The organism is Siphonobacter sp. BAB-5385 (assembly GCF_002261125.1).
Classification (GTDB): domain Bacteria; phylum Bacteroidota; class Bacteroidia; order Cytophagales; family Spirosomataceae; genus Siphonobacter.
This window is the reverse complement of record NZ_NMPS01000014.1, coordinates 16729-40277: the sequence shown is the minus strand read 5'-3', so window position 1 is coordinate 40277 and position 23549 is coordinate 16729. Positions and strand designations below refer to the sequence as shown.

Annotated in this window: 29 protein-coding genes and 1 tRNA gene; 23 read left to right on the top strand and 7 right to left on the bottom strand. The window is 46.7% G+C overall.

Annotated features, from left to right (window positions below):
* Positions 1-58: 58 nt before the first annotated feature.
* The 4 genes from BWI93_RS01175 to BWI93_RS01160 form a co-directional block, all read right to left on the bottom strand.
* Positions 59-2092, bottom strand: coding sequence for a thioredoxin domain-containing protein (locus BWI93_RS01175; protein ID WP_094808350.1), 2034 nt, complete (start codon positions 2090-2092; stop codon positions 59-61).
* Positions 2093-2164: 72 nt separating this feature from the next.
* On the bottom strand, positions 2165-3787 hold the full coding sequence (locus BWI93_RS01170; RefSeq protein WP_176454089.1) for a T9SS type A sorting domain-containing protein: 1623 nt from the start codon (positions 3785-3787) through the stop codon (positions 2165-2167).
* A 160-nt stretch (positions 3788-3947) separates the two neighbouring features.
* Entirely contained in the window at positions 3948-4373 is a 426-nt protein-coding gene (locus BWI93_RS01165) for a hypothetical protein (protein WP_094808348.1), read from the bottom strand.
* A gap of 58 nt (positions 4374-4431) precedes the next feature.
* The gene (locus BWI93_RS01160; protein ID WP_094808347.1) at positions 4432-5097 is read right to left on the bottom strand and encodes an XRE family transcriptional regulator; all 666 of its coding nucleotides are present in this window, start codon (positions 5095-5097) and stop codon (positions 4432-4434) included.
* A 119-nt stretch (positions 5098-5216) separates the two neighbouring features.
* Here BWI93_RS01160 and BWI93_RS01155 point away from each other — a divergent pair, with 119 nt between their 5' ends.
* From BWI93_RS01155 to BWI93_RS01075, 17 genes are all read left to right on the top strand, one after another.
* Positions 5217-5456 carry a hypothetical protein gene (locus BWI93_RS01155; protein ID WP_094808346.1) on the top strand — a complete coding sequence of 80 codons (240 nt, stop codon included), beginning with the start codon at positions 5217-5219 and terminating at the stop codon, positions 5454-5456.
* 4 nt (positions 5457-5460) lie between these two features.
* Positions 5461-5799 (top strand): helix-turn-helix domain-containing protein, encoded by a 339-nt coding sequence (locus tag BWI93_RS01150; RefSeq protein ID WP_094808345.1) that lies wholly within the window; start codon positions 5461-5463, stop codon positions 5797-5799.
* 25 nt (positions 5800-5824) lie between these two features.
* Entirely contained in the window at positions 5825-6232 is a 408-nt protein-coding gene (locus tag BWI93_RS01145; protein WP_094808344.1) for a hypothetical protein, read from the top strand.
* 251 nt (positions 6233-6483) lie between these two features.
* Positions 6484-6981, top strand: a complete 498-nt coding sequence (locus BWI93_RS01140; protein WP_094808343.1) for a hypothetical protein — start codon at positions 6484-6486, stop codon at positions 6979-6981.
* A gap of 118 nt (positions 6982-7099) precedes the next feature.
* Positions 7100-8290, top strand: a complete 1191-nt coding sequence (locus BWI93_RS01135; protein ID WP_094808342.1) for a PD-(D/E)XK nuclease-like domain-containing protein — start codon at positions 7100-7102, stop codon at positions 8288-8290.
* The gene (locus BWI93_RS01130; RefSeq protein ID WP_094808341.1) at positions 8290-8703 is read left to right on the top strand and encodes a hypothetical protein; all 414 of its coding nucleotides are present in this window, start codon (positions 8290-8292) and stop codon (positions 8701-8703) included. The genes BWI93_RS01135 and BWI93_RS01130 overlap by 1 nt, the downstream gene beginning before the upstream one ends.
* Before the next feature lie 143 nt (positions 8704-8846).
* Complete coding sequence (locus BWI93_RS01125; RefSeq protein ID WP_094808340.1) at positions 8847-9431, top strand: hypothetical protein; 585 nt, start codon at positions 8847-8849, stop codon at positions 9429-9431.
* 117 nt (positions 9432-9548) lie between these two features.
* Positions 9549-9621: transfer RNA gene (locus BWI93_RS01120), tRNA-Met, on the top strand.
* A gap of 113 nt (positions 9622-9734) precedes the next feature.
* Positions 9735-10091 (top strand): hypothetical protein, encoded by a 357-nt coding sequence (locus BWI93_RS01115; protein WP_094808339.1) that lies wholly within the window; start codon positions 9735-9737, stop codon positions 10089-10091.
* 39 nt (positions 10092-10130) lie between these two features.
* Positions 10131-11039: a hypothetical protein gene (locus BWI93_RS01110; protein WP_094808338.1), complete on the top strand. Its 909-nt coding sequence runs from the start codon at positions 10131-10133 to the stop codon at positions 11037-11039.
* 19 nt (positions 11040-11058) lie between these two features.
* Complete coding sequence (locus BWI93_RS01105; RefSeq protein ID WP_094808337.1) at positions 11059-11853, top strand: AAA family ATPase; 795 nt, start codon at positions 11059-11061, stop codon at positions 11851-11853.
* A complete protein-coding gene (locus BWI93_RS01100; protein ID WP_094808336.1) occupies positions 11850-12218 on the top strand; it encodes a hypothetical protein in 369 nt (122 codons plus the stop codon). The genes BWI93_RS01105 and BWI93_RS01100 overlap by 4 nt, the downstream gene beginning before the upstream one ends.
* A gap of 153 nt (positions 12219-12371) precedes the next feature.
* A complete protein-coding gene (locus BWI93_RS01095; protein ID WP_094808335.1) occupies positions 12372-12851 on the top strand; it encodes a hypothetical protein in 480 nt (159 codons plus the stop codon).
* Positions 12848-13051 (top strand): hypothetical protein, encoded by a 204-nt coding sequence (locus tag BWI93_RS01090; protein WP_094808334.1) that lies wholly within the window; start codon positions 12848-12850, stop codon positions 13049-13051. Before BWI93_RS01095 ends, BWI93_RS01090 begins: the two co-directional genes overlap by 4 nt.
* Positions 13048-14577, top strand: a complete 1530-nt coding sequence (locus tag BWI93_RS01085) for a DUF4942 domain-containing protein (RefSeq protein WP_094808333.1) — start codon at positions 13048-13050, stop codon at positions 14575-14577. Before BWI93_RS01090 ends, BWI93_RS01085 begins: the two co-directional genes overlap by 4 nt.
* Positions 14574-15020, top strand: coding sequence for a PcfK-like family protein (locus BWI93_RS01080; RefSeq protein ID WP_094808332.1), 447 nt, complete (start codon positions 14574-14576; stop codon positions 15018-15020). Before BWI93_RS01085 ends, BWI93_RS01080 begins: the two co-directional genes overlap by 4 nt.
* Positions 15021-15023: 3 nt before the next feature.
* On the top strand, positions 15024-16355 hold the full coding sequence (locus tag BWI93_RS01075) for a PcfJ domain-containing protein (RefSeq protein ID WP_094808331.1): 1332 nt from the start codon (positions 15024-15026) through the stop codon (positions 16353-16355).
* Between the two features lie 46 nt (positions 16356-16401).
* Here BWI93_RS01075 and BWI93_RS01070 read toward each other — a convergent pair whose 3' ends face one another.
* The 3 genes from BWI93_RS01070 to BWI93_RS01060 form a co-directional block, all read right to left on the bottom strand.
* Positions 16402-16734 (bottom strand): hypothetical protein, encoded by a 333-nt coding sequence (locus tag BWI93_RS01070; RefSeq protein WP_094808330.1) that lies wholly within the window; start codon positions 16732-16734, stop codon positions 16402-16404.
* Positions 16735-16850: 116 nt separating this feature from the next.
* Positions 16851-17153: a hypothetical protein gene (locus BWI93_RS01065; RefSeq protein WP_094808329.1), complete on the bottom strand. Its 303-nt coding sequence runs from the start codon at positions 17151-17153 to the stop codon at positions 16851-16853.
* Positions 17134-18546: an AAA family ATPase gene (locus tag BWI93_RS01060; protein WP_141217306.1), complete on the bottom strand. Its 1413-nt coding sequence runs from the start codon at positions 18544-18546 to the stop codon at positions 17134-17136. Before BWI93_RS01060 ends, BWI93_RS01065 begins: the two co-directional genes overlap by 20 nt.
* A 157-nt stretch (positions 18547-18703) precedes the next feature.
* Here BWI93_RS01060 and BWI93_RS01055 point away from each other — a divergent pair, with 157 nt between their 5' ends.
* The 6 genes from BWI93_RS01055 to BWI93_RS01030 all read left to right on the top strand — a co-directional run bounded on the left by BWI93_RS01055 (position 18704) and on the right by BWI93_RS01030 (position 23470).
* Positions 18704-19324 carry a ParB N-terminal domain-containing protein gene (locus BWI93_RS01055; RefSeq protein ID WP_094808327.1) on the top strand — a complete coding sequence of 207 codons (621 nt, stop codon included), beginning with the start codon at positions 18704-18706 and terminating at the stop codon, positions 19322-19324.
* Positions 19311-19829 carry a hypothetical protein gene (locus BWI93_RS01050; protein ID WP_094808326.1) on the top strand — a complete coding sequence of 173 codons (519 nt, stop codon included), beginning with the start codon at positions 19311-19313 and terminating at the stop codon, positions 19827-19829. The genes BWI93_RS01055 and BWI93_RS01050 overlap by 14 nt, the downstream gene beginning before the upstream one ends.
* Entirely contained in the window at positions 19807-20646 is an 840-nt protein-coding gene (locus BWI93_RS01045) for a hypothetical protein (RefSeq protein ID WP_094808325.1), read from the top strand. Before BWI93_RS01050 ends, BWI93_RS01045 begins: the two co-directional genes overlap by 23 nt.
* 31 nt (positions 20647-20677) lie before the next feature.
* Positions 20678-21262 carry a hypothetical protein gene (locus BWI93_RS01040; RefSeq protein WP_094808324.1) on the top strand — a complete coding sequence of 195 codons (585 nt, stop codon included), beginning with the start codon at positions 20678-20680 and terminating at the stop codon, positions 21260-21262.
* Positions 21210-22640: a terminase large subunit gene (locus tag BWI93_RS01035; RefSeq protein ID WP_141217305.1), complete on the top strand. Its 1431-nt coding sequence runs from the start codon at positions 21210-21212 to the stop codon at positions 22638-22640. Before BWI93_RS01040 ends, BWI93_RS01035 begins: the two co-directional genes overlap by 53 nt.
* Before the next feature lie 206 nt (positions 22641-22846).
* The gene (locus BWI93_RS01030; protein ID WP_094808322.1) at positions 22847-23470 is read left to right on the top strand and encodes a hypothetical protein; all 624 of its coding nucleotides are present in this window, start codon (positions 22847-22849) and stop codon (positions 23468-23470) included.
* The last annotated feature ends 79 nt before the right edge of the window (positions 23471-23549 follow it).

Here is a 23549-nt window from a genome sequence, read left to right as displayed (position 1 = left end):
ATAAGATAGGCCTCTACTACCTTTTTACAGGCAACAACTATCAACTAAAAACCAGCAGCTATCCCACCAGCTCCCAGGCCGCCGCTACCGAATCCACGGGAAGCTGACAGGCCCGGTTGTAGCACACATACACCATGGTACGACCCTCTGTTGAGTCGCGGTGCAGTAACAGTGGGAGGGTACCGGATTCTTCAGCCCCCGTAAGCACCTTGTTGGGTAAGTATTTCGATTCCAGTTGCCGACGGTATTCCTGTACGAGTGGACCCACAATCGCGATTTCAACGGTGGGGGTACTGTGATAACTCGCCAGACTGGCCCAATGGGGTAAAAACTCCGGATTACTCGCTAACAACCCTTTGACCTTTTGTAACATCTGATGGGAACGCTCGCCAAAATCGGGCCGATCGAGCAGCAGACTGAGCGTGTACAAAGCCGTCGCCATGATACTGTTGGAGGAAGGAATGACGTTGTCGAACAACTCCTTCTTACGAGCAATCAACGCATCTGAAACGGTACGATCGGTAAAGAAAAACAGACCGTCGGCTTCGTCCCAGAAATGCGAAATGGCATAATCAGCCAGTTGTTCGGCTAGTCGTAACCAGCTTTCATCAAAGGTGGCCTGGTATAAATGGGTAAAGGCATCCGATACGGCGGCGTAATCTTCCAGAAAACCCGGAATGCGGGCCTGACCTTCTTTGTAGGAATGAAAAAGCTGTCCGTCCTGCAGCAGACGATCCTTGATGAACTGAGCATTCTGTAAAGCCAGAGCCAGAAATTCCCCTTCGCCAAAGGTCCGGTACGCATCGACGAGTCCTTTCAGCATAAGCCCGTTCCAGGAAGTCAGAATCTTATCATCAAGTCCTGGATGAATACGGGAATCACGAACCTGCCGTAACTTCTCAAAAAGTCCATCCATTTGTCCGGAAATCAATTCGTGCTCCTGCTCAAAGGATTCGAGCGTACGCTGGGGAAAGAGAATATTCTTGCCCGTAGCGTGTCCACTCGACTCTTCGTGGTAGTTGCCTTCTCCGGTCACCTGAAAATAGTCACATACCAGTTCACCCCAGACCGGCCCCAGAATTTCCAGAATCTCCGTTTTCGTCCAGGTATAAAACTTGCCTTCTTCTCCTTCGCTGTCCGCATCCAGTGCCGAATAGAAACCACCCTCGGGATGAGTCATTTCCCGCTGAAGCCACTCGACGGTCTGGTACACGACCCGTTTGTACAACGGCTCCTTCGTCGCCAGCCAGGCTTCCGAATACAGGCTCATGAGCTGGGCGTTGTCGTATAACATTTTCTCGAAGTGGGGCAGAAACCATTCGCCATCCGTGGAGTACCGGGCAAATCCGCCGCCAATCTGATCGTAAATGCCGCCCAGGGCCATGCGATCGAGCGTATGGCGTACGGCTTGTATGGTTTCCGGTTCGTACGTCTGCTGGAAATACCGGAGGGCAAATAGCCAGATGACGGGCATCGGAAACTTGGGGGCTCCCTTTGTACCGCCGCGTTCGACGTCAAAGGAAGCGGCCAGTTTGGTATACGTTGTTTTGAGTTCTTCCGGGGTGAAGTCAACGGGCAGACCTGTGGGTACGGGCAGTCCGTATTTTTCCGTTTCCGAATAATGCATGTTCTTGGTAAATCCTTCCGCTGAATCCTGGAGAGCTTGACGCTGCGTCTGGAATGCTTCCCCAATTTGCTGGCAGATGCTCATCCAGTTACGGGCCGGAAAGTACGTTCCGCCGTAAAAAGGCTTGGCGTCCGGCATGAGAAACACATTGAGCGGCCAGCCGCCCCGAATCCCCATGGCCTGTACTGCGTCCATGTAAATGGCGTCCACGTCCGGGCGTTCCTCCCGGTCTACTTTGATACAAACAAAATGTTCGTTCATAAGCCGGGCTACGCTCTCCTGCTCGAAGGATTCCCGCTCCATGACGTGGCACCAGTGGCAGGCCGAGTAGCCAATCGAGACCAGGATGGGTTTATCTTCTTCACGGGCTTTTCGCAGGGCGTCTTCCCCCCAGGGATACCAATCGACGGGGTTATGGGCGTGCTGGCGGAGGTAGGGAGAACTTTCGTGGACAAGGCGATTCATGGCAATAGAAGGTAGATGAAAGCGTATGAAAAATCGAGAAGTGACAGCGTTCCGCTGACGATTCCTCGGAAATTAACGGACGATAATCCGCTTGCTAACGGAATGCGTTCCATCCCAGAGCCGTACTAAATACATGCCAGGAGCCAGATTTTGTACAGAAAGTGATAGGGTAGTGGAACCACTCCCAAGGCTGACCGACTGCTCGTGTACGGTTTGACCCGACAAGGCCACCAGTTGTACGCGGACGCTGCGATTCTGGGAGGAGAAAATATCGAGCGTAAGTTGGTTTGAAGCCGGATTGGGAGTGGGTTTAAAATCCAGCAGACTCAATGCCGATTCGGGCAGATCATACGTACACAGGAGCGTTTCCCGACCGCGTAAGGTGAGCGTTTGTTTCCAGTTGCCAACCTCTGCCGTAATCGTAGTGGGCTCATTTTCTGCCGCGTAGGGATTGTGAGCCGCAATCAGGATCTGATTGTTTTTAATGATACCCCGCCAGATGGGGTCCTGATCCGCAAAGTGATCGCGGGCGGATTTGGGGGTGTAGGCCATTCCGCCCGTGAAAAAATCCTTGAACTGGGAAATGCGGTACAGGCCCTGAACGAAATATTCGTAATTCGCCAGGTTTTCATTTACGCCTGAGTTACCCGGACTTTCCCAAAGCCATAAGCCTTTTGCCCCGGCAAAAAACGGAAAAATAGCGGTAGCTTCGGCCATCCACGGACGGATGGGCTGGTTGATCCAGTTCCCCGTGTAGCGTAACCAGACAATGGGGATAATGTCTTTCGAAGACCAGGCTTTATTGGCTTCCACCTGAAAAAGCAGATACGCCAGATAATTTCCCGCGTACGGATTCGGATACTCGTAGAGGTAGTACGCCGACGGCAGCAGGAAATCCTGCCGGTTATAGAACGAACCACCCACTGTGTTGGTCAGGGTATCTTTGGTCAGGTAATGGACGCGTTCGACGTTGCTGGTCCAGTCCTGCCAGCTATTTCCGTCAATATTCAGAAACGTATTTCGGATGGGCGTATCGGCGTAGGCGGTAAGTTTCGTCGACGTACTGAGGCCATTTTCCCGCAGGTAGTTCAGGGGAGCCGCGTACAAATTCTGCATATCCCGCTGGTACCGTGTCAGAAAGGCCGCATCGTTGAGTTGACTATACGGAGGCGGAACCAGCTTGCGACGTTTAAGACTCAGTATACTATCATTCGTATTGTAATGCCGCTCAATATCAGCCATGAGAATGTCTGCTTCCGGAAAAGCTTTCCCCCGCGAGTCGTTAAACAAATTGGCAAAGGCTCGCATCTCGGTGGCCCATTTATCGCGGTATCGGTTGAGGTCATTGGCCCAGGGCGATTCGAGTACATCCCAGGGTTGCCCAATCCCCGTAGCGGTTCCGTACCACAACAAAGCCCGATTGGCCCTGGGCAGATTGCCGTCCGCTCCGGTAAAAGCCGCCAGGTGCGTAAACCCTTTTCGCAAGGGCGTTTGTTGGGTATCGTTTAACCGCGGTCCACTATAAATCAGCGTGAAAGGCAAGGTGAAATCCGGGAATTGCTGCCAGTTGATAACTCCATTTTGCGTGGAAGGCTGAAAGGCGGGAGCCGGACAGTTCTGGGAAAAAGCGGAATGAACGCAGCTAGTCAGCAGGGCCCAAAAGGCAATCAGACGAATAACGTAAATGGATTTCAAGCCGATAGATTTAGGTTCAATGCAACAAAATAACGGCACTTTTTGCAGAGTGGAAAGGCGACTTGATCTGTAAATCATTAATAATTAAGACTTTATATGAGCATAGGCAGGGGCTTATTGTAACATTGCAGAAACATTCCTAAAAAATGCCCTCTTTGCTTTACTTCGTCGAATAAGACACTTCACCTTCTGCCACTTGGCTAAACTCCGTAGCCGCTTGGTTCAATGCTTCAAAAAATTCGGGAGCCCGTTTGCTGTTACTTACCTTCACGGCCATACGCGGGTCACTTCCCCATCCGTAACCTACGAACTGAACCACATTTTTTACGACTGTAACATGGATGGAAAGGAAATAAGGGAACGATCCGGTTTTGACCTGCTTGCCCTTCGTTTCGATGATACCGAAATCCTTCTCGGTCTTGGCAAGCTCGTAGCCGTGTCCCTGTAAGTACCTACCAACTGCTTTGTAGTTGTCCTCTTCGGAAAGATTGGTTGTTACTGAAATCGTATTAGATCCTTTCTCGGGTTCTGGCCCCGTGAAGCTAAAAATAACGATGCACGTAAGCAGAGTAAATAGTCTTATCATAAAGGCGGAATTTTGGACATTATTTCTAATATGGAAATAATGTCCAATTTCATTGATATTAGTTGGTGAGCTGATTCCAGTAGCCTTTTACGAGAAAAAGATGCTGAATGTCTTTTTTCTCAATCTCGAAAGCGGGATAGGTTTTGTTTTCAGATACCAAAGTAACCAGCTCGTTATTATCGTTCTTCTGAATATACTTCACCATCCGTAGCCCATCCGCTACGATCAGATAGATCTGCCCGTAGTCGATGTACTTTTTACTTTCCATATAATAAAGGAAGAGTACAGCCCCAGGCATGATGCGGGTATACATGCTATCTCCCCAGGCCCGTAATGCTTTGCAACCGGTGAACTCTGGAGCATAGATGTAGCCCGTGGGTACCTCCGGAAAATCTTCGAACATCTCTACTTTCCCCATCGTCGCTTCAATATCATAATAGGGTACGTAGCCTGGGCCGAACTGAGCAGCAACCTGACTGGGTGTAGCGTGAGAGATTCCGTTATTGGAATTTATTTCCGATTCTTCAAGGAAATAAGCCATCGGCAGGCCAGTCACAGACGCTATCTTCTTTAAATCATTTTTAGACGGCTCTTTTGTCCCTCTTTCGTATTTGCCTAATAGTGAGTTATCTATGCCGGATACCGTTGAAAACTGGACTTTATTAAGACCCATTTTTAATCGTGCCTCTTCAATTCTCTTGCCTGTTTTTTCGAATGGATTCATAATTCGGGGAAAAAATTGGAAATAATTTCCTTAAATGCTTTGCGATTTGGAAATAAATTCCAACCTTTGAATTAACAAATAGATGAACGGTTTAATTAACTGCTAAAGTAACGAAAATCATGGATCAGAAAAGTCTTACTGCTCTGAAATTGAAGGTAGAGAGTTGCGGCGGCCAGAATAAGCTAGCGGAAATAATGTCCACTTCGCCCGCTTACATCAATTCTGTCTTGGGGGGCAGTAAGCCGATGTCGCTGAAACAGGAACAACGGTTGCTTGATAGTATTGAAGTGTTGGTGGATCGTCACCGCAAAGCGGAAATGGCTCACCAACAGCGAATTGATTCCATTCTTAACGCCTGAATGTATGAACACGCAGATCATTGTCTTACAGCCTCACGAGCTTCAAGATATGCTCAAGCTGGCGGCCCATGAAGCCATTCGGGAGTACAAATCCACATTCCCGGATAGCCCCCAACAAAAAGTATTCACGGCAGAAGAGGCGGCAGAGTACCTACGGTTTTTGACCCATGATGGTAAGCCCAACGCAAGAGCTATCAATAGTCTCAGAAAAAGCGGGGAACTGGAGGGAATACAGAATGGCGGGACGATTCGCTATACGCTGGAGCAATTACAAGCCTACCTCCGTGGCGGTGAACCAATAAAAAACCCGCTTACCAGTAGCCAGCGGGTTTCGAGAAAATAATCAATTAATACTAATACACAAATGTATGAACTCTACTGTAAGAACCAAACTGCTGAATAGTTTGCAGGTTTCCCCCCAGGCTTGGGCTGAGGGACTTCGGGAATACTGGCAGGAAAAAGGAATTACTGCTGAGGTGGGCGGCTTCGCGGTTAATCTCGACGAAAAATTATGCCGGGCTGACGTGAATCTTTTCGTGTATCTCACCGATGAAAATCACCCGCAGCAAACCGAAGCAGACTGGATTAAAATCTTTGTCACCGCCCAAAACGCTACAGAAGACCCTTCGGATATGTTCGAACTGGTTGTTAGTGCTTCCGCTCAGTTGGAAAATTGCTACGACAATCTGGAAGATAAAGTAGCAAAGGCTATCAAAGGTATCGAGAATGACTGGATGAACCTGCAAGCCCATAACGACTTCCACCGATGGAACTAGCTAAAATTCTCACGCTCATAGGGCTTTTGGCGGCGGTTCTTTACTTCTGGTTTTCCGTCCCAAAACGGAGAAATGACCCTCCCGGATTTGATGAGTTTTTAAAAAACGTCCACCGTCAAAAGCGTCGAATTCGATGAATGACAATCTGAAATTCGGTACTGCGGTTTTGTCCGGAATCCTTGCCATATCGGGGTCGTGGTGGTGCTTACTCCCTCTCGCATTTTTTCTCAATCAATTAATACATAAAACACATGAAAACTGATTCAGTAAACGACGGTATTGCAGAAGTAGAAACGGTTGAAACCGAAACGGGGCTTGCCCCAGTGAACAATGGGCTGGGCATTTCCATTCCAGCAATTGATTTGCTTGGCGGCGAGGTGCCTGACCTTGGAGGTCATACAGCTCTTCCTTTCGATTTAAGTTCAGAATACTGGACGCCAGAAAAGGAGGGTGAAACAAAGCGGGTGGTTTTTCTTAAACAGGAAGTTGATTACGTGCCTGATCAGCAAAATCCCGGTAATGTCCTGCCGTTACCCTGTGTACACTTTATTGAGCCTACGGCTGATGGTGCGAAACAGGTTCGTAACGGCTCCAAACGACTAGTGGCGGCATTGGAAAACGCCATCAATAATGGCCTTGTAAAACAGGGAACGCCGCTCGAAATTAAGTACCTCGGCAAACGTCGCAATAAGACGAATTCCAATCTTTCTGACATCTGGTCAATCAAGCCACTGATCGTTCATATCTAAGCCATTCGGCCCCGACTCCTTCTTATACGGACATGGAAGGAGAGTTAAAGGTTAGGATTTCCCTCTTTCGGTAGGCTATGCTAGCCGGAAGGAGTCGGGGCCATTACTTACTACTCTGATGAATGCTTCTCCTGATTTCTCCGACATCCTCAATAATCTGGCTACGGCTGAGCTTTCTAATAAGGAACTTAACCCGTACCGCATGGCGGCTGGTGAGTTTACCGACCTTACCGATTTTATTATTGGTTTAAAAACTACTGCGAATAAAAAGCCACTGGTATTAGACCCAGCGAACCTCTGCATGAATGGCCGGGCCATCGCTGACCCGATGGAAACGTACCTGGCTACACCATCCACCTCTAGTTCGGCTCTCAAACAGGTGATGAAAACGCCGCTACATTACTGGTGTTACCTCAATGAGCCCGTGACACGGCCCGAAAAGAAAGCGTTTGACCTCGGCACGTTCATTCATCAAGCCTTTCTGGAGCCAGACAAGTTTGATCAGCTGGTAGTCGAGCCGAAAGCCTCGATGAGTTCTATCGAGGGTTGCGACAAAATGATCACGTTCTGGGAAGAGCAAACCCGCAAAGTGGGTAAAGCCAAGGGTAAGCCGCTGGTTTCCTATGCTCGCAAGTCTCTAAAGCGGTTGGGCCTTACTACCAAAAAGATCGATGGTAAGAAGGCGTACATCGAGGAGCTGAAGAAACGGGCGGGTAAAATCTCGGTCGATAACGATTCTTTCCTGAAGGCCAAACTCATCCGTCGACATTACGAAACCTACGGCGGTGGCATTCTTCCCGCTCTTATGAAAGGGGCCATGTACGAAACGAGTTTCTACGGTACTGATCCCGAAACCGGCATTCAGGTGAAGGTTCGTCCGGACGCGTTCAATCTGGAAGAAAACATCGGGGCTAACGTGGTGATTTCGCTCAAAACCACGTCGGCTGAGTCGGTTAAGAAGTTTCTCTACGATGCCGCGAAGTTTGATTATCCCATGGCTGAGGCAATGTATCTGGACGTTATGCAGAACGTAACGGGCCGGAAGTTCACTGGGGTTTTCTGTATCGCCCTGCAAACCTGCCCGCCGTACCTGCCCATCGTTGTCTACTACCCGGAAGAGGTACTGGCCGCTGGTCACTATCGGTACCGGATGGCCCTGCAAACCCTTAAGGACATTCTCGATACGAAGAACTTCCCGGGCTTTGACTCTTTCGCGGAAGAGGGACACTTAGGAATCATTTCGGGCGACGTACCAGAATGGTACCTGCGGGAACTTCCGGCCATGCACATCGAAGGAGGGGAGGAGTAATGAAGATCGACGATATCAAAGCCGCCACGGGTGTCGCCATGAGCGAAAGGCTTTTCAGCGTTCCCGATCCAATCACCTGGCAATGTGGGAAAATAGATAAGGTAATCGAGGCCATTCGCTCTATCGAACGGGCGATAAGTAAAACCGAGAATGAGCTAAAGTACCTTGAAGGGGTCGAAGATGCCCTGAGTTCAAACAGCGATGCGGAATACCACACCTGGGGGCTAACGGACAAAATGGAAGAGATTCGTAAAGCCATTGAAGGGGTTCGCGAATGGGGTGAGGCCTGGAAACACTTGGCAAAACATCTAGCCGAGCACGTCCCCGATCAGGTTTTGCATTACATGATCAATCCTGAGCTTCCTGAACTTGACAAACTCTTCCCCCAATTCTATGAAAATGAAAACGCTTAAACGATTCATCCGCAGGCGTAAAGGATTCTTTAAAAGCTTGGATTGGGAGAATGTCACTACCTACCTCATCATTGCTTTGTTCTCCTACGCTTACGTCCACTTGTTTTTTATCTGGATTTACGAACATATCAAATCTTGTCACCATGTCTGAACTCAAGGAATACGTAGAAATCAAGTATTTCTACTCCCAGGAAGAAAAGAACAACCTGGCCATTTCGCTCGCTGAAAAGACAGTCGAAAAATCGGAACTGGAAGAGGAAAAGAAAGCCAGCGGGAGCCAGTATAAGTCGAAAATCGACGGGCTTGCGGCGAATATGAATATCCTGTCGCGGCAAATTAAGGATGGGTGGGAACATCGTAAGATTTACGCCCGCAAGCGTAAAAGCCTGTTACTGGGTATTTGGGAGTGGGTGGATGAGGAAACGGGTGAGGTCATAAAAACGGAGCGGCTGTCGGGTAAGGATATGCAGCTTTCCATCGAAGAACAACGGGCCTACGAAGAACAGCAGCGGATGCAAAACGAGCCCATCGACGATGACTCGAAAGGTCCCTACCTGTTAGGCTCCGGTGATCAGCCGAAAGACGACTCAGGGGTTGTCGAGGATATTGACCACGAAGACGTGAACGAAGAGAAGCCGGGCGAACAGCCAGAGGAAGATCCGGACCCGCTCGACGAAGAGGAACCTGAGCAGAAGCCGAAGCGGCCTCGTAAGCCTCGTAAAAAATAGCAATCCTTGGCGGAGGGTTGCTGAAGCGGTGGCCGGTGGCGGCTGGCCCCGCTTCAAATATTCAGAGTAGTTACACACTCGCTTTTAGCCCTGCTGATAGGGAGTGTTTCTTTTTCCGGGCCAGTAGCTCAATCGGTAGAGCGTCTAACTCATAATTAGCAGGTAACGGGTTCGAAACCCGTCTGGCCCACGGCTTTGATACTGGTCAATTAGTTGAAAGCCCCGGAGGGCGGTACGTACTACAAACGTGTACTATGTCCCTACTCAAACCCGCCCATTTTTTCACTTTTAAACAAATCATGTATGAGCACTCCAAACTACTGGGCAGTTGTCGAACTCATGGGGCATGCCAAAATCGCTGGAGAAGTAAGCGAAGCCTCTGGCGGAATGATTCGGGTAGACGTTCCAGAAACCCCTACTGACCCGTCCTTTACACGCATTTTTAACCCTTCAGCGATTTATTGTATAAATCCGGTTTCAGAGGACTTTGCTCGCAATGCGGCAGAGCTCCTCAAAGAGCGGCCTGTCCACATCTACGAGGCTGAGGCTGTGCTTACCAAACTTATTCAGACTAATCCGGAGCGGGTAAAACGGCAACTGGAAAAGGCAGGTGAATTGTCGTCTACGGATGGTGAGAATGCCGTAATGCTTAAAAAGTAGGGGACGTGTATCAATAATCGTTAGTGAGCAATTAAAGGCATGGCGGGGTTTAATTATATCGAAATCATCAACAGTTTTTGGGATGAAGCTCCATACCTGGAAGGGTACAAAGGAGACCATGCCAGTCTGTTTTTCGCCGTCCTAGATTCCGTCAATCGTAACAAGTGGAGAGAGGTTGAGATTGAATACGACCGCTTAATTAGTAAGGTACGCTTGGGCAAAAAGAACTACCTAGAGTGCCGCCGTTGGTTAGTTGAGAACCGTTTTATTACGCTTAAAGAGGGACGTGGCGACTATGCTAAAGCTAAGTTTTTTGTGGGGTCTGCGGTGCCGGGTGCGGTATTAGGTAGAACCGCAAAGAGTGTAAATGCGGTGCCGAATGAGGTTCCATATAGAACCGCAGACGAAACCGGACCCGAAACCGCCAACGAAACCCATTTAAATAAAACAATAAAACATCCCTACCAACCTACCAACCAAAGCGAGGGCGAAAGCGATTTTTCAGAAAGTGATCTTTCAAAAAATGCGGAAGGTATTCAAACACAAACCCCGGTTGCGGCGGCCCCCTTTTTGCCGGAAGTATGGCAAAAGGTTTACGATGGAATCAGTTCTAACGACATGTGCCAGATGTTGGCGATGCGGGGAATCAAGGCAAACAACCTACTCGACGTTTATCCGGAATTTCCCAGTGTGCTTAACGAATTCATCGAAGGTGAAAGGTTGAAAAGTCAGGTTCCCCGCTGGAAAGACGACAATGACATGAAATCGAATTTTCGGGATTGGCTGAAAACCTACCTCCCCAAAAAACGAGACCAAATCGACGGAAAAGGCAATGAAAACGATTCAGCAGGTTATTCAAAAAAACAATTCGGTGGAGCTAAATACGCAGGGCTCAAGCCCCCCGGTGTCCCACCCTCCACTGCAAAAAGCTTCGATAAGAAGTTATAATCCGATCGAAGCGAAGGACGTGACATTAGATCAGGGAGACCGGGCTATTTTCCTAAAGGTGAAGGCCAAACAGAAAGACCTCTTTCAAAACTTCCCTTACCTGACTGCGATGGATGAGGTTCGCAAGGAAGTCCGAAAGGAAAAAGCCGCTCTGATTAATCGCCAGAATTACGCAGCGTATTGTTTTCGGGACATTCACTATCCCAAAGTTACCGCTGAAGAGTATTTCCGGTGGATACAGCAAAACGCCAGAGCATGCGGGTTCCCGCTTCAGATCAATGAGGCCAACAAAGAAATCATCAAAGCACTGGCCTTGTATTTCAGTAAAGATTACCGGGCAGAGGGGTACGGGTTGGATCTGGAAAAAGGGCTAATCGTTTTCGGGGGCATTGGTTGCGGAAAGACCTACACCATGAAGGCTGTTCGTACGAATCCATCAGCGGCTTTCCTACTGGTTCCCTGCTCGGATATCTCAGACGCTTACACGCAAGACGGGGTTGAGGCTTTGGAAAAGTACGCTACTCCAGCGAAAGGCAGACCAAACCCATTCAACGGGGAAACGCAGTACGGGTGGTGTTACGATGACCTAGGAACGGAAGAAACCTCTTCCAACTACGGGAACCGACGAAACGTAATGGCTGAGGTGATTCAGAAAGCCTACAATCGTCCTGATCTGAAAGGCCGTATTCACATCACTACCAACCTTGACGCTGATCAGATTGAAACGATGTACGGGCCTAGGGTCAGAAGCCGGTTACGGGAAATGTTTAACCAGTTAGTATTTCCTGACAAAATCGGGGATTTACGCAAATGACGACTACCATCACCATTCCCGAAAAAGTCCCAGGCCTGAACGGAAAGGGCGGTTTGAAGCGGGAACACTGGGCCGCCTACAAAAAACGCCGCGATCGCTACCAGTACACAGCCATTAGCCAGACGCGGAACTGTCATCCCGGTAAAGTCAGAATCATTCTCACCCGGTACAGTACAGGCGTTGAAATGGATTACGATAATCTGGTGGCTACGGGTAAGCCGATCCTTGATGCGTTAAAGACGGCTGGTATTATTAAAGACGATTCCCAGCAAATTATCGTCAGTCGGGAATACCGCTCGGTGAAGCTTTCCCCAAAAGATTCAAAACGTCAAATGACTCAGCTGATGATCATCGACGCGGAATAAGTAGAGTACCCTTTTTAATCAATTAATACATAATCAATCTATGAAATCAGTAGTTGTTCTTGCCCTGCAATCCGTAACCGGATTCGGCGGCGTGTGGCTTATTCGCTCGTATTACACCGTTCTCACCAACGGTTTTGGAAAGGGAGGTGCGAAATGAGAAAAGCCAATTTTATCAAGCCAAAGCCTAAAAAGCAGGTCGCTCAGCCCGTGTATACGGAAAAACTCAACTTTCACGAGTTAATGTTGGCTCTGGCCACGACGACTTCGATGCAGTACCTCATCGAGAAAATGGACGAACTGAAGGATACGTCTTTGTTCAGTCAAACTGTTCGCAACTTCTCTGTTCGCCTGCAGGAAGCCTTGAAAGGTCACTTGGATAAAGTAGCCTGGGGGGATGTTCCAGATGATGAGCAAAGCCGCCTACGGGCGATGGATCAGCAGGAAGAAATCCTGAAAATGTTCCATAATCTGCTGACTACGTGCCTTTCGCTGGATTATACCCATGAAGCTAAACACGGTATGTTCTGGCTGGATATGAATAGTCTTTTCATCAAATACGATATGCCGGTATCAGTCGGCCCGGATGGAGTGGTTCGCTTCATGGCCGTAGAAGTGGAAGGGGGTGAGCAATGAAAACGCACTCAGCTGAGGGGTGGGCCGTGGTTACGGACGCCACTCACCCGAAAGGGCAAACCGTTCTGCTCGATACGATCGGGACCACCCAGGCCGAAGCCTTACTACGCCGGGAACAGTTACCCAATGCGGTACGGAAGGGTGAGCACCTGGTTAAAATCAAGATTGAATACTTAGTACAGGAAGGGGGTGGGCTGTGAATCTGTTTGATATTGAGTATTACCCTACTCCCGAGGGCGTTTTTGACAGCATGGAAGTAGGCTGTCACGGAAAGATTGTCCTCGAACCTTCCGCTGGTGTTGGTCACATCGTTGGCTATCTGAAAAAGCATGGGGCGGAAGCGGTTCTGGCCTGCGAGAAAGATCCTGATCTGCGTCGGATGGTGAGTTTAAAATGTGACGTGATCGCAGGGGATTTCTTTACGGTGAAAGCTATAGACGTGAGTCACATCGACATGATTGTCATGAATCCGCCTTTTAGCAACGCTGACCGGCATATTCTTCACGCCTGGGAGATTGCCCCGGAAGGATGTGAAATCATCGCCCTGTGTAACTACCAGACGATCAGTAATACATACAATATGTACCGTGGTCAGGTAGGAAAGCTGATTGACAACTACGGGATGGCTTCAAATCTGGGCGATGTGTTTACCCGAGCTGACCGTACTACTGGCATTGACATCGGCCTGATCAAGTTGTATAAACCCGTTGTCAGTGAATCAACCGATTTTGAAGGGTTTTACCTCGATGCAGATGAGGAGCCGCAGGAAAACGGCCTGATGCGTTACGATGAAATCCGGGCAACGGTTCAGCGATACGTCGCTGCAGCGAAATGCTTTGATCGATTCGAGACGGTACGGCGGGAATTGAATGAACTCGTAGGTACGTCCGGAGGTCGTGTTTCCGCTAGCATTCGTTTAAACTCCGAAGACGGTACCGACCTGTCGAAAGAGCTTTTCTTGAAGCGTCTACAGATGCAGTCCTGGCAGCATGTGTTTGCCAAACTGGAGGTAGGAAAGTATGTGACGGAAGGGGTCTTGAAGGATTTGAATAAGTTCATCGACTCCCAAAAGAAGCTTCCCTTCACAATTAAGAACATCTACCGGATGTTTGAAATCATCATCGCCACACGGGGTCAGACGATGCAAAAGGCCATCGTCGAGGCGGTCGATAACTTCACTCAACACACCCACGAAAACCGCTACGGGGTGGAAGGGTGGAAAACCAACGAAGGCCATTTGCTTAATAAAAAGTTCATCATTAATGGATTGACGTCGGTTAATTGGATATCCGGTAAGATTGAAATTGAAACCGATCGGCGGAACTACAAGGAAATTACGGACCTGGTCAAAGCCCTCTGTTTTATCACTGGGACCAACTTCGATGATATCCCCAACATACGCCGGGCTTCGCTTTCTGCAGCAGATTTGGCAAAGGTCACAGCTGATGATGAGAAACATTTGCGGGAATGGAAGGAAAAGGGTTGCCCCAAACACGATAAGCCCTGGCCGGTATCCTTTCCGTACCTAAAAATGACCGGGAAAGAGGTACCTAGCTTCAATAACTTCATGACGAATCACTGGTACGATTGGGGATTCTTCGAGGTCAAAGTTTTCAAAAGGGGTACGGGTCATTTCAGGTTCAAAGACGATAAGGTTTGGGAACTTCTCAACCGAACCTATGCAAAAATCAAAGGGCAGGTTCTGCCGGAAGGAGGTTCAAAATGAGTTCCACTAAAGTTGCTTCTACAAAAAAGGAAACGGCAAAAGTTTCCGACCCCTTCAAAGTTGCCATCCGCAATTTCCTGGAAAGTCAGGCCAAAAAGGATCCTCTTTTCGCGGTAGCCTTCGCAAAGCCAGGGAAGAACATCGACGACTGTTGCACCTACATTCTCAATCAAGTGAAAGCATCAGGTTGTGTAGGCTTTACAGATGATGAGATTTTCGGAATGGCGATGCACTACTACGATGAAGACAAAATCGAAGTAAGTAAGCCGATCAATGCCAGGGTAGTCGTCAATCACGTGGTAGAGCTGACGGAAGAGGAGAAGGAAAAGGCGAAGCAGGCCGCGTTTGATAAGGCCGTTGCCGAAAAGCAGGCCCAGTTGAAAAAACGGGCCGAAACCGCCGCTCAGAAGAAACCTGTATCTACCGAATTATCCCTTTTCTAAGCCATGAAACCAACTACGAAATTCGAAAAACGTATTGTGGCTTTATCGAAGAAATTAAAGCCCATAACCCCTACTCAGCAAAAGTGGGGGTTTGAGAACTGCTTTGAAAAAGTAGGTTTCGTTACAAAAAACAAGGCTAACTGTCTGGAGTGTGGAGCAAGTTGGAACCATAAGGATTCAATGTTCCTGATCGATATACTTTCACCTGTAGCCTGCCCCAGCTGTGGTTGCAAGCTCAAAAAGGTCAAGACTAAGGATCGTACGAAGGCCGATATTTCCTATTATGCCATGCTAACCACAGTAGAGGGAATTCAAGTTGTAAGAACGTTTTACCTAAAAAAGTACGGTAAAATAGGACATCCGATAGAGCTTTCGATCAAGGAAGTCATGCAGCACTGGATTACCCCGGAAGGGAAACATTGCATGCTTGCGGTCGCTACTCAGACTATGAGCTGGTATTTTGATCTTTGGCTGAATACGGAAAAGCTTGAACTCCGGGACATTCGCAATCACAATAATAAGCTTCGTAGCTCCCTATGTCCGGAGAAAATTTATCCCCGTCAGCGAATCATTCCTGCATTGAAACGAAATGGATTTGATGGCAGGAATCACGGTATTTCTCCATCAGATTTATTTCTGGGCCTTTTGAACAACCCTCAGGTTGAGACGCTTTTGAAGTCGGGTCAATTTAGTTTGTTGGATCACCTTTTCGGTAGTGGCTATCAGCGTAACTATACCGAAATGGGCCTGTGGAATAGTATTAAAATTTGCATCCGTAACCGCTACATTGTCAAGGATGCTTCGATGTGGATCGATTACGTGAATCTCCTGAAGGAGTTCAACAAGGATCTTACTAACAGCCATTTTGTGTGTCCAGTGAACCTCAGAGAGTCTCATAATATACTCTTGCGTAGAAAACGAGCCCGTGCAGCCCGGTACGCACAAGTAGAGGTCCGGAATGAAGAGTTCAACGATGCAAGAAGACTGAATTTTAATCAGGAGTCATACCAAGAAGAAAAGGGGCAGTTTTTTGGTCTGGTTTTCTCGGAAGGCGACTTGAGCATTAAGGTTTTGGAATCAATAGACGAGTTTAAGGCCGAAGGGGAATTACTTAATCACTGTGTTTTCGAGAGAGAATATTATCTCAGGCCCGAATCGTTAGTGCTGTCTGCACGTGTGGGAGATGAACCCGTCGAAACCATCGAAATTAACCTTAAGACACTGAAAGTGATCCAAGCGCGGGGTTGGGATAATCTTCCTTCAGCCTATCATGAGCAGGTTGTTAAGCTTATCACACAAAACCTTACCAAAATCGGAAATCTTATTGAGAGATAATTTCACTATATTAGTGAGCCACATAATAGTAGTTGTGGCTCACTAATCAAGCTTTTATGTCTAGGCAACATTCAATAAGATCCTGTTCCATTTGTTGAAAATCAGCATCCCATAAATTTTCTTGATTAAATATTGTTTTTATGTCTAAATAGTGACAGTCGTACAAAATTACAGTAGAGCAAAGTGCACTGTACTCTTGGGTCTTAGTTCCTGTGTTCATTAAAGCAAGCATCCTATTAACTAATTTAGTCTTACTTCGTGGATTTTTCACAGACATTTCAATATAATCTTTAGATGATTGCAAAATGCTTGAAAGTTCATCGCAGATTTTAGTGCCTATATCTAATCGTTTTTCTTGCCATTGAGTTCTATTGTTCAAGTCAAGAATATCTATTGTTGATTTACCTTTATCCGTTTTGCCATAAAGACGAAAATTGCGAAGATATATGTGGTCTTTAGGGTCATCAAATCTTGGATTAATTAACGGCTCAATTTCTATATCATGATCACCCTTTTTTTATTTACTGCACCATTAATTGGTAATAGGTTATCCCATTCTACGACTTTAAGGGGATATAAACTTTTAGGGTAAAAATGTTCAACTTCAGGATATTTTCCTTCTTCTAATAATTTACATTCAGTAAAACAACATTTGTTATAAGATAGCTTATAAACAGCTTCGGTAATAAACTTAGCTTTCCAAACATCAGTATTTGTTGTTAGGAAACGATCTGTTAATTCTGTTTGTTTAGAAAGATCTAGTTGAGCGGGTGGTGGGTCATTTTTTAAGCGAATCATAAGGTGTTATAGAAGATAATTGAATGCTTAAAAGTTTCCTTTGAGTACTTGTGGGATGGAGTATAGTGTCAAGTTTATCAAATGCTATTTTAGCATCTTCGTATGACTCATTATCAAGAGCTTTTTCAAAGTCCTCAATAAGTTTTAGAAATACATCAGACCTGGTTTTATCTCCGAGATCCATTATCTCACTCAAAATTTCTTCAACAGTCCACCCTTGAAAATTACCGAATTTTTGGCGAACATTAATGCTACTTTCAACTTCATCTTTCTCTAAAATTATGAGATTAATTTTGTCAGCCGATTGAACTATTAATGGGCTATGTGCAGTAGCAATAAATTGAGTGTTAGGAAATAGATCTGAAAGATATTTAATTAGTTTTCTTTGCCACTCTGGATGTAAGTGTAAATCTATTTCATCAATGAGAACAATAGCTGGGCCTGTTAGAGGATTTTCTAAATCTTCATATTTTTCAAGCATCCTTTTTACAAGATCAAAAAGCCATCCAATAGTTGCCTGATAACCATAGCCAATGTCTTTTAAAGCTGCCCAGCCTGAATCTAATTTTACTTCTACATATGGAGTAAGCTTGTCATTAGTTTTGAAATTAATGTCAGAGATGTTAGGTAATATCTTACTTCCAATGAATATCTTTTTAATTAATTCTAAACGCTTTTTAGCTTTCTCATTATCGTATTTTGTTGCATAATCAATTTGAATAAGCCACTCTTCTACATTTAATAAATTTTTTTTGTTATTGTATAGATTTCCTAATGATTCACAATAAAAATTATTCTTTTCTTCCACTGAATTAGAGATGGTGGTTTCCGACATTCTGCGGTTTATTCCATATCCTATCACAAATAATTCTCCAATATCTTCATAAGTGATTCCGGTCTCGTAACTTAATCCTCCCCACCCATCTGCTAAATAGATTGAAGGTAAATCATCATGATTCATATATTCATCATAACTTATATTTTGATTATTAAGATTATATGAGAATTCTATATTATTAAAACCTTGTAAATACATAGTCTTGCCAAATGTAGAACTTAATTCTTTGATGTTATTTTTTTGTGTATAATCTATAAACCTATCAAATTCAGTACTGAATTTTTTTTCAATAAACATTCTAGTTATAGACAAACGAGGCTTAGTATGAATATCATCAGGTTCATTCGAAGTTGTTTGGCAGTCACCTAAAATTTTTAATAAAGTAGTTTTTCCAGTATTATTATTCCCTAGTATTACAGTCCATCTTGAGGAAGTATTGTTTTCGTTCTTAAATGAAAATACTTTTTCACCTTTAAAAGGAGCTATGTTCCTAATTAGAAGCTTATCAAAATATATACCTTTTTCAATTAAATTTTCCATAAGTTCTTTTTTCAAGTGCCAGATTTATGTACCTACACCTATTCTGTCAATCAGAATTCGAGACTACAATTTTGCAAACCTAAAACAAGGCTTGTGAAAATATGTAAAAGTTGGCATATAAATAATTTGTACGTATATTTATGTACGTTAGAATTTTGTCAAAGTTTCACTCATGAGTATGATTTCAAACATAAATATTTCTTGTGTCCCTATCGGTACGGTTCATCCAAATCCTGAAAATCCAAGAATTATTAAGGACGTAGCGTTTCATCACCTGGTGAAATCACTGAACCAGTTTCCTGAAATGATGAACCTTCGCCCTATCGTTGTGAACAAAAAAATGATGATTATTGGTGGGAATCAGCGTTTTAAAGCCGCTATTGAGGCAGGATGGAAGGAAATTCCAATCATTATCGCCGAAGGATTATCCGAGGCCCAGCAAAAGGAGTTCATCGTTAAGGACAATGCCTCAGCTGGAGAGTGGGATTTTGAAGCGTTACGGACGGATGGATGGGAAGCGGACCTGCTTTTTGATTGGGCGGCCATCGAATTACCAACGGTTCCGCACCCGGAAGCTAAAGAAACCGACAAAGGGGATTTAAGCCAGTCGGCCGATTCTTACCTCAATGGTGCTATTCGCCAGATTGTCCTGTACTTCGACGTGGAGCAACATAAGCAAGTCTTAGCTGATTTAGCGGAGATAGGCGAGCGGTACGGGATTGAAGAGGACAACAGTGCAACCGTTTTAAAACTCATCGAGCTTTACCGGGAGAAGGGAAATGAAGATAGGTAATATCATTTTGCTGACTGGCAATTTTGGTATTGGCAAGAGTAGCATCATTCAGGGTGAGGGAAGGCAGGAAGGAAGGTTTTACGTACAAAACAATGGCTGGCAGGTGTTGGGCGATAGGAATGGGGCCGATGTTGCGTTAAAGAACATCTCGAAAGCCGACCTGCTGAGTGGGTTAAGAAACTACCCTGGTAATCTCATCATTACCGGGGTTTATTTTCAAAGCTTCAAGGATCTGGATATTTACTCGAAGTACCATCACTTGCACGTGGTTTTCCTCCGCACCTCTAAAGCAAACAATCGCCTTCGCATCAAGAGTCGGGGCGGGAAGTGGAACGAACAGACCTGGGCGGAAAATCACAATTCACTTTTAAAGCTTTTCGACTTATGCACCCGTAAGCGTATCACCCGGCTGGTTATGGATAATGACCGGCCTTTGGACGTTGTAAGGGCTGAGTTCTGGCAGTACCTCAATTCGCTTGGAAATGAAAACCCTGGAACTACTTAGAAAGCCACTGGAGCTATCCCAGTTCAAGAAGCGTTCCGCACTGGAATCGGATTGTTCGACTTTTATCAATCACGACCTACTCGTTACCGAAAACGGAGTCCCTCGCATTCTCTACAAAAAACTGGATATTGATACGGCGGCCTTACTGCATGCTGTACGGAAAATCAAGTATGAGAAGAATACCCGCACAACGGGACTGGTTACAGAGTCAGCCATCTTTGGGTACAATCCCCGTAACGTTATCCGGAAGGACTTCTGCTCAGCTACGAGTATGGCCTATAATCATCCCTCCGAACATGCACTCATTGCGGACTTTGGAAGGGAGCTCTCTCGCCTCTATCAGGAGTACTTCCCCGATATCTTCAATACGCATGCCGGTTTCGTTGATGAGAAGATCAGTCCGGATTGGAAGATCAAAGACACTCCGTTTACTAGCGGGATTGTGAATCGAAATAACCCCTTGAAGTATCATTTCGACGCGGGAAACGTCAAGAATGTGCTTTCAAACATGGTGGTATTGAAAAAAGATGTTCAGGGCGGCGGTCTGGCTTGCCCTGAATTTGATCTTTTCTTCGAGTGTGCCAATAACACAGTTATGCTTTTCGACGGGCAACAGATCCTCCACGGCGTTACGCCCATTCACAAAACCTCACCGAACGCTTTCCGGTATAGCGTGGTCTACTACACGCTTTTACAGATGTGGCAGTGTCTTCCGATTGGTGATGAGATCGCCCGCATTCGCAAGATTCATACGCAGCGGGAACGCAATCGGGCGGCAGGTAAGGTAGACAGCAGTCAACTGGCCAAAGACGTTTGATTCTCACACCTCATGAAAATTCACACTGGCAATGGCGAATAAACTGAATGCGACAACGAAATTGGCCCGGGAAGCAGAGATCGCAAAGATGGCCCGAATGGGGATGACCTCGGAAGAAATCGGGAAGGAGTTGGGACTTTCAGGTTCGATGATTCGTAAGATCATTATCAAACTCAGGGATGATTGGAAAGAGCAGATAAACCGCGATGTAACCGAATTGCAGGCTCGTCAGGCTGCCGAAATAGTGGACTTGAAGAGAAAGTCCATGAAGGGGTGGGAAAAGTCCTTGGAAGCCAAAACCAAGAAACATTCCAAAACCAAGGGTAAGAAAGTGCCGCTAACGGATGCGAAAGGAAAAGCTACGGGTGAGAACATGGTTTTGCCTTCCGACAGTGAGCAGTCACTGACCATCGAAGAAACAAACGGCGATCCTAGGTTCTTGATGGTGTATACCAAGCTGATGGAGCGGGAAGCGAACCTGCTGGGTGTGGATGCCCCGAAACGAATCATTGACGAGTCGGGCGGGAAAGTGGGCCTGAATATTGATCTAAGCAAATTGACAGATGAGCAGCTCGAAGCTCTCGCCTCGGCAGTTGGAGGCGTTGAAGGGAATTGACCCGAATAGGGTTTTAGCGGAATTGAAGCGACGTCAGTGGTCGAAAGACTACCTACGTTTCGTAATGGACATGAATCCTCGGTACGTACCTGAGGATTTTCACGTTTACATCGCCAGCCGCTTGCAGTTGTTTGCTGAAGGTAAGATCAAGCGATTGGGTGTGTTAATGCCCCCCCAGCATGGGAAGTCTGAATTATCCACCCGCCATTTTCCTCCTCACTTGGTTGGGCTAAATCCTAATTTGAATATTCTGCTTACCGCGTACGGAAAAGACCTGGTAACCCAATTCAACCGCTACATACAAAATGTAATGCTCTCCAAGCCTTACCGGGCCGTGTACGGTAATTTGCTGGCAACCGGGCGACGGATGGACTCAGCAGAGGAGAAGAACACGAAGACTCTATCAATCGTCGGCCACAAAGGCGTTATTCGCACCATTCCCCGCGGTGGGGGCATTACCGGGAACCCGGTGGATATCCTGATCATTGACGACTTAATTAAGGGCTCAGACGAGGCCCGTTCGGATGCAGTCCTTTCCGGAAATTGGGAATGGTGGAACGAAGTAGCCAAAGCCCGTCTGCATAACGACTCCCAGGTACTACTCGTGAATACCCGCTGGGCCGAGAACGACTTGCCCGGTATGCTAATGAAAAAAGAGAAGAACTGGGAGTGGATTATTTTCCCAGCTGTTAAGACTGAGGACATCCGGGAGTATGATAAGCGTGAAGTAGGGGAGCCGCTTTACCCGAAAAAGCACTCGCTAGAAAAGCTCAAAGAAACCGAAAGCAATTCTAAGACGTCTTTCCTAGCCGTATACCAACAGAACCCTGGGCGTAACGAACAAACGGCAATCTACCCGAAATGGCCTACTGTTCCCCGGCTCATGGATATGTACCAGGTCGAAATCTACGGGCTTGACTTTGGGTGGAATACAGATAACCCGATGGCATTAGTTCAATCCCGTTTCTGGGGGAACCGGGCTCATCATAAAGAGCACATTTACGATCCTGAGCTGACTACGCCTCAATTGGCCGAACGTATGCGAGCTATTGGAATCACCAGCGAGTTGATTGTTGCTGATTCGGCCCGTCCGGATAAGATCAAAGAATTGCGAGATGATTACGGCTTTAACATCGTGGGGGTGCCTAAGTTTCAGGGCAGTATCGAAACCGGGATTTCGGACGTGAACGATTTGGATAACTACTACACGGAAGAATCCCTCCACATTGGTTATGAACTGGATAAGTACGTTTACGTAACTCAGGGCGAATACGTAACGAAAACCCCGGTCGATAAATACAATCACCTTTTGGACGCAATTCGCTACACCAGCATGTACCGGAAACGGGTTTTACAGGGTGGAGCAACGCAAGCATAAATTTTTTTGGGTGGATATTGGAAATAATGTCCAATTTTTTACTTTTGTCCTCTGCACGCTCACGCGGGCAAAAGGTTGGCTGAACACTGGGGCATAGGGCGGGTAGCGACGTCTGCCCGAAACTCCGGGAAAATTGTTCTGTCAACGCTTCTTTTCAGCAGCCAGCCTACCAACGTCGCATTTTCACTTTTCTAACCATAGCTGGCATGTCATCTTTAATCGATTGCCCCGGATTAGCTGCCCTCAAATCTGTACCAGCCAACGCTTGCGAAGTCATTCCTGGTAAGGTTATGCGAATGGGTTACCAGTTGCTTTCGGGTAGTGATTTTACCGAAGCAAACATCATTACCGAAGCGGCTTGGACGGCGGCTCTAACTGCTGCGGATGCCAAGAAGATCGTACTAACCCCTTTCCTGTCGGACGCGGGCGACCCGATCACTCCAGGTGAGCCTAACCAAACGGGTGGTAATGACGGAACAACGGCAATGGGCCTTCCAGTGGTTGAGTCCTACGGATTCAGCTCGGGCCTGTTCCAGATCATGGGAGCTTCATCCGCTCAGATTGATGCTCTCCGTTCGCTAACAGGAGCATCAATTGCCCTTTCCGGACCTACTCGCCTGGGAACTTATCTCTTCTGTGAAGGGGATAAAATTGGATCTATCGGCGGTAAGCCTATTCCCGTGTACAATGTCACTATCAGTGATCCAACCTTAGGTGGTCGTGGGAAGGCCGTTAACTATCCGCTGCGGTTCAACTTTCCTGCGTTGTGGTCAAAGGGCTTAACCTTCCATAAGGCTAACTTTTCCCTGAACGCTCTCATCAATGCGTAATGGCAAAGGGCGGGGTAAAGCTTGCTTTAGACCCCGAGGGGGAGGAGCAGGAGTTTAGCCACGATCACGCACAGGCTAT